The following is a 13,924-nucleotide window of genomic DNA, read 5'->3' as shown; positions in this document are numbered from 1 at the left end:
TGAACGTTTTTCAGTCAGGAAGCGACTTGAAAGTGGATTTTTGAACTATTGCAGATGGCATAGGTCTTTGTCCGGCACATAAAAACTATAGAAATAGAGCATCGCACCGGTATTTCCCGGTCGATTTGGGAGTTATCAATGGCGGAAAAATCCGCTTCACAAACAGATGAGCAGCTAGTCGCGAGGGTGCAAAAGGGCGATAAGCGTGCATTCGATCTGCTGGTACTCAAGTATCAACATAAAATTTTTGCGATTATTAGTCGCTTCGTGCGCGATCACGCGGAGGTTCAAGATGTCGCCCAAGAAACCTTTATCAAGGCATATCGAGCCCTTGCTAACTTTCGTGGGGATAGCGCCTTCTATACTTGGATTTATCGAATCGCGATCAATACGGCTAAGAATCATTTGGTATCGCGGGGCAGACGCCCGCCTTCCAGCGATGTCGAAGTCGAGGATGCTGAATTCTATTCGGGTAGCGATTCTCTAAAGGATTTCGATACCCCGGAAAATCAAATGATGCGTGACCAATTGGAAGCGGTGGTGGATAGCGCTATTCGGAACCTTCCCGAAGATTTGCGTACCGCCGTTACCTTGCGAGAGATGGAAGGGCTGAGCTATGAAGAGATAGCTGAGGTTATGAGCTGTCCTGTCGGCACTGTTCGCTCGCGTATTTTCCGCGCGCGCGAAGCGATCGAAGCCCAGATGGCACCACTTCTGTAACGGCAAACGGACAAAGGCAGGGGGACTTGTTGAACAAACAACAGGCACCGTTGTCACACTAGCTGTGTGATACTAAGCACTTTATAACAACAACGACTTAAACCTATTATCTACGGTGAATTAGGCTTTATCTATGAGCGACAAAAATACAGAGGCTTCTACCTTGAGCATCGATCCATCCCTAGGCGAGGCGATTTCGGCGCTCACCGATAACGAAGCCAACGATTTAGATCTACAGCGGATTTTGGGCCGCACTACTAATAATAGTGACGACTTGGATGATGCAGTTCGTGATAAGTGGCAGCGCTACAACCTCTCGGGGGCTTTGCTGCGAGGCGAGGTTGGTGTTGTACCTAGCGTGGGATTTGCAGCGAGTGTTATGAATGCAATTGACGCAGAACCTAATATTGCCGAACTTAGTCAATCCGAAGGCCGATCTTCTGCAGCTGCTTCACTTGGGTCTTCGCCGCTTAGAAAGTGGCGTGACGGCTTTGGAAAAGTTGCCATTGCTGCAACCGTAGCCTTTGGTTGTTTGTTTGGTGTGCAGCAATATAATCTGTCCGGAGACAGTCAAGCGACTGGTGTTGCTGCGCAGGTCGCTAATGGCGATAGCGCGATTAGCGAGCCGCTAAAAGACTCATCGGTTATCCCTATGCGCTTTACCCAGCAGCTAAATGCACGAACTGTGGGCACTGGTAGCAATGTTAGTGGCTTGTCCTTGCCGTTAACTGGAGCAGTCCAAGCTGTTCCCGAGCGCTCTGCAGCCGTTGTTGGTGGCGCAGTAGAGCCAGAGTTGCAAGCGAGATTTGATCGCCTTTTACACATTCACGCAGAAAATACGGCTAAAGCCAGCGATCTGGGTGTTTTGTCATTTGCGCGTTTGTCTGAGCTTCGTGCTGAGCAGGCTAAAGTCGAAGCCGGCGCTACTGAAATCGTGGCTGAAGAGGTGGACGGTTCGATGGTCGCTCCATCTACCGTTAAGGATTCTGTTGCTCCCGCCGCAAATCCGGTTCAACCATAGGGTTTGTTAACCGACGTGTTTTTAAACCGAACAGCCCCTATACCTAGGGGCTAGTAATTTGCAGGGTCTCACTTTTTCTTAAGCTTGATAACAGTGTTAACTGAACCCATCTCTGTTATCGAACTTATTCTCTCATTTATATAACGAATGTTATATGCGTCCCTAAGTCGGCATGCGCTCTTGCTCTGCGGGCAAAAATATCGGCGATAACAAATGTGTTCAGCTAGACAGATGTTTCAAGGTGGAGTGCAAAGGTGATCCTACGGAATTTCATAACCGGTGTCGTTACTGCGCTGCTGCTGTTGGCCGCAACGCCAGCGCTATCAGTGCAAACTGAATATTCGGCGGATCAGTTGGTGAGTCTTATGGCTGTGGCGATGCGATCTACAAATTATCGCGGTACGCTAACCTACGAACATGGCGGCACGCTAGAAACTCTGCAAGTTACCCACTGGGTAGATGAGGGACGCGAGTTTGAACATTATCTTCACCTAAGTGGTCCCGAACAGCAATTGAGTCGCAGCGGCGGTAGTTTGGGGTGTAAAACTTTAGGTAGTCATTTGCTCCGCGGGGGAGCTTTACAAAGCCCCGACGGGGCGATTCTACACCTTTCAGAGCACTATCAATTCTATACTCGCGGTTATGCCCGCATTGCTGGACGTAAAGCAATTGTTATTCAGCTATTGCCGAAGGATGACGCTCGCTTGGGTATTACTCTAGCGGTAGATACTGAGTCGGCCTTATTAGTAAAGGCGGTTGTTTCTTCGTCTTCGCGGGTGTTGGAGCGGTTGCAGTTTGTTTCCCTTGATATAGATCCGCAGCTCGATGAAGACGAGCGAAAGTCACTGGTGATTGCTGCCGGTAAGGTTGCGCCAACCTGTGGGTCGCCGGAACCCGAGTCGAGAATTCCGTGGGCAGCAAGTTGGATTCCGTCCGGCTTTGTTAGAGCCAGCGCTCAGTGGACCGACGCAGATGGTTTCGTTGAAACTTATACCGACGGCGTGAATTCTTTCTCGGTATTTATTAAACCGGCTGGCGCAGGGGAAGAATTAAAACCAAACCGCATTGCCCATCGTGGGGCAACACTGATTGCGCTCACAACACAGCAAATTGCCGGTGAATTACTGCATATCACCTTGGTAGGTGAGCTGCCTCAAAATACTGCTCAGCAGGTGCTTGTGTCGGTACGTCCGTTGGCGACTACAACTACTCCGGCGGCTAATGAAAGCGAAATAGATGTCGAGTCTGAAAACGTAAACTAATACAGCCAAGGTTAATCCAATGAGGGTGAGTAATGCTAACTGAAACAGGGCGGGTTGTTGCGTTGGATCCTGATGGCGTGTGGGTTGAAACTGAAAAACAGTCTGTGTGTGGACAGTGCCAAGCTCGACACGGCTGCGGGCAAAAAATTCTTGGTGAAATGGGTGCAAATATGACACATATAAAAGCACTCTATCCTGCTAGCGTTCTAACTACCTCTCCGACAGACACTCATTTAGTTAATGTTGGCGACGAAGTTGAAATCGGCATTGATGAAGGCGCATTTCTGCAGGCTACCTTTGTAAGCTACGGCGTTCCGCTCGGCGCGGCATTAGTCTCGGTTTTTTGTGCGTCCAAATTTAATCTGAATGAACCATTGATGCTGCTTGCTGGTTTTGTGGGCTTACTTCTCGGCGGTGTGGTTGTGCGGCGTTCGACTCGAATGCTGGCAACTCGAAATTGTTATCAGGCCATGTTTATAGGTAAAGTTGCGAAACAAAATGACATTCAGTCTGTCGAAATTAGCAGCCCGTTGGTATAAGTGCTGGGCCACTTTTTTGTTTCATCCTATTGCATTTTTGTTGCTGAAAACATATTTGTTGAATACCCAGTTACAGAAAATATAGAGGTTGAAATTTAAACCAGTAATGCGTTTAGGAGAGCTATTAATGTTTATGCGATTTTTATTGGTCTCATGTTTATTTGTTGTGTCAACGTCGGCGTTCGCAGCGCAGCGTTATCAGCTGCCTGATTTTACCCCGCTTATCGAAAAGACATCCCCCGCCGTTGTTAAAATTAATACTCAAACGAAGGTTCAGCGTAGTAGCTACCATCTTCCGCCGGGACAGCAAGTCCCCGATATTTTTCGCCACCTGTTCGAGCCTCGGCAAATGCCAGAGCGCAATATGCAGTCGATGGGTTCTGGTTTCTTTATTTCCCAAGATGGCTACATCCTAACGAATAACCATGTCATTGAAGATGCCGATGAAATTGTTGTGCGCCTTACCGACCGACGAGAATATCGCGCGACGGTTGTTGGTTCCGATCCACGCTCCGATTTGGCACTGTTGAAGGTAGATGAAACCAACCTTCCTTATTTACAATTGGAAGACAAAGAAACCCTTCGCGTCGGTGAGTGGGTTGTCGCTATTGGTTCACCCTTTGGGTTAGATTTTTCCGCTAGCGCGGGTATTGTGAGTGCAATTGGTCGCAGTTTGCCGAGTGAGCGCAATGAAAACTACGTACCTTTTATTCAAACAGATGTTGCCATTAACCCGGGTAATTCGGGCGGCCCATTATTTAATCTTGATGGCCGAGTAGTTGGTGTAAATTCTCAAATATATACTCGCTCGGGTGGTTCAATTGGTCTTTCCTTTGCCATTCCTGCATCGGTTGCAATCGATGTGGTGGATCAGTTGAAGGAGAAAGGGCGGGTTGATCGCGGTTGGCTTGGCGTTGTTATTCAAGAAGTGGATAAGAATCTCGCCGACTCGTTTGGCTTAAAGAAGCCAGAAGGTGCGCTGGTCGCACAGATGGAAATTGATGGTCCAGCCGCTCGTTCTGGGCTAAAAATCGGCGATATTATTTTGCGGTTTAACGGTGATTTGGTCGCTAACTCCAGCGATTTGCCGCCAATGGTTGGTGCTACCAAGCCTGAGTCAGAAGTTCCTGTTGTTGTTATGCGTCAGGGTAAAAAGCAAAATTTGAAGGTTCGCGTTGGTCAATTAACTGGGGCGGAGGGCGCTAAGGCACTGGCGAGCAGTCAGCCAGATAGTGGCGATAGACTCGGTTTGACGATTGAACCTCTGGATAGCTCTGTGCGAGATCGTTGGCGTTTAAGTGGTGGCGTGATGGTTGCGCAGGTAGACGGCGGCGGCGCGGCAGCGGAGGCTGGAATTCGTGCTGGCGATGTTGTGGCTCAACTTGGTTTCGAGCAGATTAATACGGTTGACGATTATCGTAGGGTGTTGAGCAATCTACCAGCCGATAGCTTGCTGCCCATTCGTTTTTTCCGCGATGGTCGGCCGAGCTTCCGCACCATACGTATCCAGCAATAATCACTTGCTGTTATAGCTATGCCGGCGGGTGCGAGAGCATCCATCTGCATAGCTTAGCCCCCATAAATACTGTAGACTGCGCGTCCAAAATACCCCCATTCCATCATTCTATTACGGGTTGCAAGCAGTAGTGACAGATCTAAGCCACATTCGAAACTTCTCCATCATCGCTCATATCGACCACGGTAAATCTACCCTCGCGGATCGGTTTATTCAGCACTGTGGCGGCCTTTCCTCTAGGGAAATGGCTGCACAAGTCCTCGATTCAATGGACTTGGAGCGAGAACGGGGAATTACAATTAAAGCCCAGAGCGTTACCCTGAACTACACCTCTGAGAGCGGCAAGGTGTATCAGTTGAATTTCATTGACACTCCTGGTCATGTCGATTTTTCCTATGAAGTATCGCGCTCGCTAGCGGCCTGTGAGGGTGCACTTCTGGTTGTAGACGCCGCCCAAGGCGTGGAAGCCCAGTCCGTGGCAAACTGCTATACGGCTTTGGAGCAGGGCCTAGAAGTTATACCTGTACTCAATAAGATGGATTTGCCGCAAGCCGAGCCAGAGCGGGTCGCCGAAGAAATTGAAGATATTATAGGCATTGATGCCACCGACGCGGTGCAGTGTAGCGCCAAGTCTGGTTTAGGGATTGAGGCAGTGCTGGAGCGTTTGGTTCGCGACGTGCCCGCACCAGTCGGCGACGTAGATGCCCCCTTACAAGCGCTCATTATTGATTCTTGGTTTGATAACTATTTGGGGGTGGTGTCGCTGGTACGCGTTACCCAGGGCACGCTAAAAGCCCGAGAAAAGATTATTTCCAAAACGATCGGTAAATCCCATGTTGTCGATGTGGTCGGTGTATTTACGCCGAAACGTTTGGATACTGGCATTTTGCGTGCTGGTGAAGTGGGTTTTATCGTCGCCGGTATTAAGGAGATTCAAGGCGCTCCGGTGGGGGATACACTCACTCACGCGCATACCTCCAGTACCCCAGCGCTACCAGGCTTTAAGAAGGTCAAACCGCAGGTATATGCTGGACTATTCCCCGTAAGCTCCGATGAATACGAGTCGTTTCGAGATGCCCTAGCTAAGCTGACGCTTAATGATGCGTCGCTGTTTTATGAGCCTGAAAGCTCAGATGCTCTCGGGTTCGGTTTTCGTTGTGGCTTCCTCGGTATGTTGCACATGGAGATTATTCAAGAGCGACTTGAGCGAGAGTATGATCTCGATTTGATAACAACGGCACCAACCGTTGTTTATGAAGTGCTTACCACAAAGGGCGAAACTATCTACGTCGACAACCCTTCAAAGTTACCCGATATCGGTTTGATTGAAGAAATGCGCGAGCCTATTTGCGAAGCCAATATGCTTGTGCCGTCGGAATACCTTGGTTCGGTAATTACCTTGTGTATTGAAAAGCGCGGGATGCAAAAAAATCTCCAGTACGTTGGTGGGCAAGTTTCACTGACTTACGAGCTGCCAATGAACGAGGTGGTTATGGACTTCTTTGATAAGTTGAAGTCCGTTAGTCGGGGGTTTGCTTCTCTAGACTATAGTTTTGTCCGCTTCCAAGACGCTAACCTAGTTCGTTTGGACGTGTTGATCAATAGCGAGAAAGTTGACGCTTTGGCGCTGATCGTGCACCGTGATAACGCACACAATAAGGGCCGGTCTCTAGCGGACAAAATGAAAGAGTTGATTCCTCGGCAGATGTTCGACGTAGCAATTCAGGCAGCCATAGGTGGCCAAGTTGTTGCGCGTACTACAGTAAAAGCACTGCGTAAAAATGTGACCGCTAAGTGTTATGGCGGTGATGTTAGCCGTAAGAAAAAGCTACTTGAAAAGCAAAAGGCGGGTAAGAAGCGCATGAAACAAGTGGGCAACGTTGAAATTCCGCAGGAGGCGTTCCTCGCGGTACTAAAAGTGGATTCCTAGAGTCGATTCCTAAAACAGACTTAACGAGACGAATAAATGGATATCAATTTACCTTTAATATTGCTACTGGCTGTTTCCGCCACCGGTTTGGTGTGGCTGTACGATATCATTGCGCTAAGGGCGCCACGCAAGGCCGCTGTACGCGAGTTGGATGCACAGTATGCTGGCCGAGATGATGCAAGTAAGTTGGCGGATGAAGGTTATCAAACGGCGTATAGCGCGGTTATTCGGGAGCCTGCGGTCGTTGAATACTCGAAATCGTTTTTCCCCATCCTATTGCTGGTTTTTGTACTGCGTTCGTTTGTCATTGAGCCCTTTCAAATACCCTCCGAATCTATGGTTCCCACCCTAGAAGTCGGTGATTTTATTGCGGTTAATAAATTTGCCTATGGCTTGCGGTTACCGGTATTGCGAACTAAATTTTTAGCTGTCGGCGATCCGCAGCGCGGTGATGTGATGGTGTTTTTCCCACCTAATAGCGAGCGCTATTTTATTAAGCGTGTTATCGGTCTACCCGGCGATACGGTTCGCTACACCGATAACGTGCTGTACGTTAACGGTGAGCGTAAGCAGCAGGTGTTGGTCAGTGAAGACCCAGAGCGGGATTACTGCTCATCTCGCGGCGGTCGATACCTTGTAATGGATGAGCTGCTTGCCGACGAAGCCCACCGTATGCGTAAGTGTACAGTCGCCGGACGTTTAAGCGTTGACGGTACTTACGTTGTTCCAAAGGGGCATTACTTTATGATGGGTGACAATCGCGATAACAGTTCAGATAGTCGCGACTGGGGCCCTGTGCCCGAAGAGCGAATTGTTGGTAAAGCCTTCGCTATTTGGATGCATTGGAAAACATTTTTCAGTATTCCCAGCTTCTCTCGTACCGGCAGTATTTAAAATCAGTTTCCTACACTTTAGGCCGCATGATATGAATAGACTTAGTGCTCAGCGTGGTTTTAGTACCTTTGGTTGGTTAGTGGTGTTAGTTATCGTTGGATTCTTCCTTACCTGCTTTTTTAAATTGGGCCCCCACTACCTCGATAATCGCTATGTGGTTAGTGCGCTGCAGAGTTTTGCTGACCAAGATATAAACGCGATGGATCGCTCCGAAATTAAATCTCAGCTGCAAAAATTTATTCAAATAAACGGGATTCGAGGCACGTCCGAAAAATCCTTTAAAGTCGTTCGTCTAAAAGATCGAACCCTTATTAACAGTGTTTATGAAGAGCGGGTACACATGTTCGCCAATGTCGACGTGGTATTAAGCTTTAAACAACAGTTGGATAGTTCAAATAGTGAAAAATGTTGTAAGTTCCTCATTGAAACTAAGCCTGAATAGGCTTCAACAAGCGTTAGGCTATGAGTTTCAAAGCCAGACGTTGCTAGCTACAGCGCTAAGTCACCGCAGCGTCGGCAAGGACAACAACGAGCGCCTTGAATTTTTAGGGGATGCTCTGCTTAGCACCATTATTGCGGAAGAATTGTTTAACCGTTTCCCCGAGGGCCAAGAAGGCGATATGAGTCGGGTGCGAGCGAGTTTGGTTAAGGGTGAAACCTTGGCTGAAATTGCGCGAGAAAAAAATATTGGTGAATGCTTAAGGTTAGGTGAGGGCGAATTGAAAACAGGCGGTTTTCGTCGCTCCAGTATTTTAGCTGATGCCGTCGAAGCGATTATCGGCGCGATTTATCTCGAGGCAGGCTTAGAGGTGTGTCGTAAGATTGTCCTTTTCTGGTTTGCCGATATGCTCGATTCTATCGAGCTGGAAGAGTCGGGGAAAGATTCAAAAACTCGCCTGCAAGAATATATGCAAGAACACAAACAGGATCTGCCTGTATATCGTGTTGTCAATCGTCTAGGCGAGGCCCACTCGCCCAAGTTTGAAGTGAGTTGCGAAGTGCATAGCGGCGGGAAAAAAACCAGCGCTATTAGTACCAGTAAGCGTAAAGCCGAAAAGTTGGCCGCAAAACAAATGTTGTTAGAGCTTGGTCTTTAACACACCTCATATTCCAGTTGTTAGAAAGGTTTTTTATGTCCGATCTCCCCCGTGTTTGCGGTTATATCGCTATTGTCGGCCGCCCGAATGTCGGCAAGTCGACAATGCTTAATCATCTGCTTGAGCAAAAAATTAGCATAACGTCTCGCAAGCCTCAAACGACACGTTACAACATGCTCGGCATTAAAACAGAGGGGCGTGCACAGATGATCTTTGTCGATACCCCCGGTATTCACAAAGGTCAAACCAAGGCGATTAATAAATATATGAACAAAGCCGCATCCTCAGCCTTAAAGGATGTTGATGTTGTGGTATTTGTGGTCGATAAAAATCATTGGACAGATGAGGACGACTGGGTACTTCAGCAGCTAGAGCAAATCACTTCGCCGGTCATTATCGCGTTGAATAAAGTTGATCAAATGGACGATAAAGCCGCCTTGCTACCCTATGTTGAAAAACTTTCGGCAAAACTGCCGCGAGCAGAAATTGTACCGGTATCGGCACTCAAGAACCTCAACCTTGATAAGTTACAGCAGTTAGCCATTTCGCATTTACCTGAAGCCGATCACTTTTACCCTGATGATCAAATTACGGATAAAAGTTCGCGCTTTTTAGCCGCAGAAATCGTCCGTGAAAAGATTACTCGCCAGTTGGGAGAGGAGCTTCCTTATCAGGCGGCGGTGGAGATCGAAGAATTTGAACAGGACGGCCGGTTGATAACTATCAGCGCGCTAATCCTTGTCGAGAGAGATGGCCAAAAGCGTATTTTGATCGGTGAAAAAGGCGACCGCATTAAGCAGATTGGTCAGCAGGCAAGGATCGATATGGAAAGACTGTTCGACTCTAAGGTGATGCTGAAGATGTGGGTGAAGGTAAAGGGGGGCTGGTCCGATGACGAAAGGGCGCTGCGCAGCCTAGGGTTTGATCAACGATAGTACTTTTCTTAAGCCAAGTGCAGCCTTATGAAGTTGATCGAGAATGAACAGGCTTTTATGCTTCATCGGCGTGCTTATACCGATAGCCGTATTCTAGTCGATTTCCTTTCTCCCAATTTTGGCCGTGTTCGCGGGGTGCATAGAGCGGCAAAATTACGTGGTGCTGGCCGGGGTAAAAATCGCGGCCACCTGCAGCCTCAGCAATTCACTCTAATGCAATTAAGTTATCGCGGCGACGGTGAATTAAAAACGATTCTATCGCTGGAAAACCTTAGCAACCCCATTCCCCTTACTGGCGTTCAGCTATATTGCGGTCTCTATTTAAACGAGATCCTAACGTACCTTTTACCAGCAGAAGACCCTCAACCCCATTTGTTTCACTGTTATCAGTCCACGTTAACAGCCTTATCAAACTCTACTGTCGGTGAAGAAGATATTTGCTTGCGTGAATTTGAATTGGTGCTCTTGGCGGAATTAGGCTACGCGATACATTTTAATGTTGACGTTAGCGGCAGCCCAATTGAAAATAGTGCAGAAAGTTTTTATCGCTTCGAGCAAGAGCTTGGATTCTCCCGTGTGGAGCTAGGAATACAGGGTGTCTATCTTTACCGTGGTTGCGATTTGTGTGCAATCGCCGCTCGCCAGTGGAGGCTTGAAGCAGTACGTAGCGTGGCTAAGCGGTTGTGTCGGCAAGCCATAAACCATCATTTGGGTGGTCGAGCACTTAACAGCCGCGAGTTATTCCTAACGCTGTAGCATTCTCTCCGTTGAGCTATTCATTAGTATCTATTCGTTAAAAGCCAATATTTTAACGGGCTATCGAAAAGAACTGTTCGATATCCGTATTGTGCTGCCACTCTTTTAATTTTTTTAGAATAGAAAGCAAACGGTTAACGTCGTGTTCTAATTCGGGGTAGTCATCATTTTGTTGTAATACCCGCTGTAATTTCGCATCTAGTTCTGAAGCGTGTTGTTTTAATAGTGGCACACCGCAATAGCAACTACCACCGTGCAGTTTATGAATAACTTCTTGAAGCTCTTTTAGATTGCCCTCGCTCAGGCTAGTGCGAATTTCATCGGTGCTGGCAGTCAGTGAATCCAGCAGCATTTGCAACATATCGCGAGCGAGATCCGTTTTGTGCTTTGCTAGTGACAAACATAATTCTAGGTCGACGAGGCCGTCCTGAGAAAGATCTATAGTGGGGGAGGAGGTTTCCCTAGATACCGCATTATTTATTTCGGCATACCTATTGGCTGCTGTGTTGCTACTAATAGGGTCAGCGCCTGGTTTTGCGATAGCTAGGGTTGTGTGACTAACCCAGCGCTCGATGACATGTCGAAGTTCGTTTTCACTCACGGGTTTGGTAAGGTAGTCATCCAAGCCTGCGAGAAGCAGGCGTGCCTTTTGCTCGTTTGCTGCGTGGGCCGTTAGTGCAACGACTGGAGTACGCCGTTTATTTTTTTCGCGAATCCGAATTTGTCGTGTCGCGTCCAAACCGTCCATTCCCGGCATTTGAATGTCCATTAAAATCAAGTCGAACAATTCGGTATCACATAAGCGTACGGCATCGCCACCGTTGTCGGCGGTCGATACTTTAACGTCCAAATCTTTCAAGAGCTCACAAACTAGGCGTAAGTTGGCTGGATTGTCATCTACCGCGAGTATTTTTACGGCCTCCTCATCGCCACCGCGATGAGCTATGGTACGACTTTGCTCGATCTCCGGAATAATGATTCCTAGCTCTTCGCAAACCACTTGGTTAAAGCGGTTACAGTAGATAGGGCGCTGTAAAATGGCGCTGTGAGTTCCGCTTAATGTTGGCTCAATTAAACGGTGTACCGACGGTGGCGCCAATACTACAACCGGTAGGGAGTAGTCGTCGTTTAAGGTTCGCACAAGCTCGTAAAGTCGGTTTTTGTCGAATGTGTTGCGGGTCACTTGAGCATCAAGGATGGCTAGGTCCACTTGACCATTTCTGCAGGCGGCGGCAGTCGCATTTAGTATTTCATCAAACTCTGATATCTCGTTAACACTGGCACCCCAGCCGCGAATATAGTGGACAATTTCAGCGCGACTCATGGTTTCACAGTCGTAAATAAGAACTCTTTTATTGCGCAGGCTACCGAGCAAGTAGCCCTGACTATCTTGATTGTTAGTGTTGCAGCCGAGGGTAGCGGTAAACCAAAAGGTTGCGCCTTTACCCGGTTCACTTTCAACGCCGATTTGGCCATTCATGCGATCGACCAAACCTTTCGCGATCGCCAAGCCTAAACCTGTACCGCCGTAGGCGCGACTTGCGCTGGAGTCGAGTTGGGTAAAGGCGTCAAACAAACTGTCTTGTTGCTCTTGATTTAAGCCAATTCCACTGTCGGTAACCCTAAAGTGCAAGGTCATACGGTTGTCCGCGCGAACATCTTTGCTGACGCTAATTAATATATTGCCGCTGTTGGTAAACTTGATTGCGTTCGATAGCAGGTTTGATAGGACCTGTTTCAAGCGCAGTGGATCGCCGAGTAGGTTTTCGGGAATGTCATGATCAATAATAGTTAGCAGGCGTAATTTTTTCTCGTGGGCTGGGTGGGCCTGTAAACGCAATGATTCTTCGATAACTTGACGCAGTTTTACCGGCTTGTATTCGAGTGTCAGCTTTCCTATTTCGAGACGAGAAAAATCGAGGATATCGTTAATAATGGTTAGCAAGCCCTTGGCGGACTCATCGATGGTTTCGAGATATTCGGCTTGCTGAGGAGATAGTTCGGTTTTTTTCAATAGCTCGGAGAAACCGAGAATACCGTTTAACGGTGTTCTAATTTCATGACTGGTGTTTGCTAAGAATTCCGATTTTACTCGGCTCGCCTGCAGTGCGCTTTTGCGGGCAATATCTAATTCGATATTTTGTATTTCAACCGTCTCTAAGGTTTCTCGTAAATCGATTGTCGACTGCTCAATATTTTGCTGGAGGTTGTCTTGCGCTGACTTTTGAATTTGTGCGAGCTTGTTAATGCCATCGATTAATTCACCGTAGGCGCTATCACTTTCACGCTGGATGGGGGTAGCGTATTCGCCTTTGGTATAACGCTCAATGCCCTCGTTAATAATATAGAGCGGCCGTGTGATAGCCGCCTGAAAACGGCGGATGTAAAGATAAACAATAAACCAGATAACATAAATTACCGTGAGGCCAATAATAATGGCTCGGTGCGTGATTAGCGTAAAATCATAGTTGTCGCTCACCACAAGTACGCGCTGAGGTAAGCTATTAGCTTCGCTGGGAGAGCTAAGCGGTGTGAGTGTGAAACATTTTTTATCTTGGCAGTGAGTGTTCTGGTCAGCGTCGCGGTACTTCTGCAGTTGGGTTGAGGTTAATGACTGGATTGGCAGCCCCGCAATATCCGAAATTGAATTGTCTTCACCTATTAATGCGACACTGCGGACGTTGTCGAATTTCAATAGCATGCTTGAAAGGTGTTGATAATACTGTCCAAAATCGAGTTGCTTGTCGAAATCGCCACGTACTAAATTGACAATAAACTGACTGCGTTGCTGGCTTTGACGCTGCAAAAAATCACTGTGTAAGAAATAAAAGGTAACACATAAGAGAACGACAGCTAAACCTATGGGAACGAGCGTTAAAAAAAGTAACTTTTTACGGAGTTCCCGGTGTATCAGCATGATTGAAACCTTTGGCTTTGCTCTATTGGTTTAGCGGCAGACCACCGCTTAGGGGCAAGTATTACATTGATAATGAATACCTAGTCCAGTTGAGGGAATACGGTCGGCGGTGCCTAGAATAGGCAAAAAGAGGAAATTTAGGAAGTATAACGGTAGAATTGCGGCCCGCGATGGCAGCGGCGCAATGATTGCGAGTAGTGAACTGTCCAACGAAGGGCCGTCTAACCTTGTGAGGAGTACACACGACAATAATGGATCATCCAAACGCTAGTCCCATAGACCGCCAGTATCCGACGATTGAATCCTGTATTGGTAACACGCCGTTAGTGCGCTTACA

The 13,924-nt window shown here is 47.7% G+C and carries 12 protein-coding genes; 11 read left to right on the top strand and 1 reads right to left on the bottom strand.

The window, feature by feature from the left end; all coding sequences use genetic code 11:
* Nucleotides 1-138: 138 nt before the first annotated feature.
* The 11 genes from rpoE (at nt 139) to recO (ending at nt 10,670) form a co-directional block, all read left to right on the top strand.
* On the top strand, nt 139-720 hold the full coding sequence (rpoE, locus tag IDZ20_RS12405) for an RNA polymerase sigma factor RpoE (protein WP_188151753.1): 582 nt from the start codon (nt 139-141) through the stop codon (nt 718-720).
* A gap of 133 nt (nt 721-853) precedes the next feature.
* Nucleotides 854-1,741 carry a sigma-E factor negative regulatory protein gene (locus IDZ20_RS12400; protein ID WP_188151752.1) on the top strand — a complete coding sequence of 296 codons (888 nt, stop codon included), beginning with the start codon at nt 854-856 and terminating at the stop codon, nt 1,739-1,741.
* Between the two features lie 254 nt (nt 1,742-1,995).
* Nucleotides 1,996-3,003: a MucB/RseB C-terminal domain-containing protein gene (locus IDZ20_RS12395; protein ID WP_188151751.1), complete on the top strand. Its 1,008-nt coding sequence runs from the start codon at nt 1,996-1,998 to the stop codon at nt 3,001-3,003.
* Between the two features lie 32 nt (nt 3,004-3,035).
* Nucleotides 3,036-3,542, top strand: a complete 507-nt coding sequence (locus tag IDZ20_RS12390) for a SoxR reducing system RseC family protein (RefSeq protein WP_188151750.1) — start codon at nt 3,036-3,038, stop codon at nt 3,540-3,542.
* Between the two features lie 127 nt (nt 3,543-3,669).
* Nucleotides 3,670-5,058, top strand: a complete 1,389-nt coding sequence (locus tag IDZ20_RS12385; RefSeq protein WP_188151749.1) for a Do family serine endopeptidase — start codon at nt 3,670-3,672, stop codon at nt 5,056-5,058.
* A 130-nt stretch (nt 5,059-5,188) separates the two neighbouring features.
* On the top strand, nt 5,189-6,988 hold the full coding sequence (gene lepA, locus IDZ20_RS12380) for a translation elongation factor 4 (RefSeq protein ID WP_188151748.1): 1,800 nt from the start codon (nt 5,189-5,191) through the stop codon (nt 6,986-6,988).
* Nucleotides 6,989-7,024: 36 nt separating this feature from the next.
* Entirely contained in the window at nt 7,025-7,882 is an 858-nt protein-coding gene (lepB, locus tag IDZ20_RS12375; protein ID WP_188151747.1) for a signal peptidase I, read from the top strand.
* A gap of 31 nt (nt 7,883-7,913) precedes the next feature.
* Nucleotides 7,914-8,324, top strand: coding sequence for a DUF4845 domain-containing protein (locus IDZ20_RS12370; RefSeq protein ID WP_188151746.1), 411 nt, complete (start codon nt 7,914-7,916; stop codon nt 8,322-8,324).
* A complete protein-coding gene (gene rnc, locus IDZ20_RS12365) occupies nt 8,281-8,979 on the top strand; it encodes a ribonuclease III (protein WP_223144963.1) in 699 nt (232 codons plus the stop codon). The genes IDZ20_RS12370 and rnc overlap by 44 nt, the downstream gene beginning before the upstream one ends.
* 35 nt (nt 8,980-9,014) lie before the next feature.
* The gene (era, locus tag IDZ20_RS12360; protein ID WP_188151745.1) at nt 9,015-9,914 is read left to right on the top strand and encodes a GTPase Era; all 900 of its coding nucleotides are present in this window, start codon (nt 9,015-9,017) and stop codon (nt 9,912-9,914) included.
* 27 nt (nt 9,915-9,941) lie between these two features.
* Nucleotides 9,942-10,670: a DNA repair protein RecO gene (gene recO / locus IDZ20_RS12355; RefSeq protein ID WP_188151744.1), complete on the top strand. Its 729-nt coding sequence runs from the start codon at nt 9,942-9,944 to the stop codon at nt 10,668-10,670.
* A 52-nt stretch (nt 10,671-10,722) separates the two neighbouring features.
* Here recO and IDZ20_RS12350 read toward each other — a convergent pair whose 3' ends face one another.
* The gene (locus tag IDZ20_RS12350) at nt 10,723-13,587 is read right to left on the bottom strand and encodes a response regulator (protein ID WP_245792303.1); all 2,865 of its coding nucleotides are present in this window, start codon (nt 13,585-13,587) and stop codon (nt 10,723-10,725) included.
* Nucleotides 13,588-13,924 lie beyond the last annotated feature (337 nt).

Origin of the sequence: Teredinibacter waterburyi, from assembly GCF_001922985.1 — a bacterium.
Classification (GTDB): domain Bacteria; phylum Pseudomonadota; class Gammaproteobacteria; order Pseudomonadales; family Cellvibrionaceae; genus Teredinibacter; species Teredinibacter waterburyi.
The sequence above is the reverse complement of the archived record's forward strand: the minus strand, read 5'-3'. Positions and strand labels throughout refer to the sequence as shown.

Coding starts and splice junctions, on each gene's coding strand:
- rpoE (WP_188151753.1), top strand. CDS start 139: ATGGCGGAAAAATCCGCTTCACAAACAGATGAGCAGCTAGTCGCGAGG.
- IDZ20_RS12400 (WP_188151752.1), top strand. CDS start 854: ATGAGCGACAAAAATACAGAGGCTTCTACCTTGAGCATCGATCCATCC.
- IDZ20_RS12390 (WP_188151750.1), top strand. CDS start 3,036: ATGCTAACTGAAACAGGGCGGGTTGTTGCGTTGGATCCTGATGGCGTG.
- IDZ20_RS12385 (WP_188151749.1), top strand. CDS start 3,670: ATGTTTATGCGATTTTTATTGGTCTCATGTTTATTTGTTGTGTCAACG.
- lepB (WP_188151747.1), top strand. CDS start 7,025: ATGGATATCAATTTACCTTTAATATTGCTACTGGCTGTTTCCGCCACC.
- IDZ20_RS12370 (WP_188151746.1), top strand. CDS start 7,914: ATGAATAGACTTAGTGCTCAGCGTGGTTTTAGTACCTTTGGTTGGTTA.
- era (WP_188151745.1), top strand. CDS start 9,015: ATGTCCGATCTCCCCCGTGTTTGCGGTTATATCGCTATTGTCGGCCGC.
- recO (WP_188151744.1), top strand. CDS start 9,942: ATGAAGTTGATCGAGAATGAACAGGCTTTTATGCTTCATCGGCGTGCT.
- IDZ20_RS12350 (WP_245792303.1), bottom strand. CDS start 13,587: ATGCTGATACACCGGGAACTCCGTAAAAAGTTACTTTTTTTAACGCTC.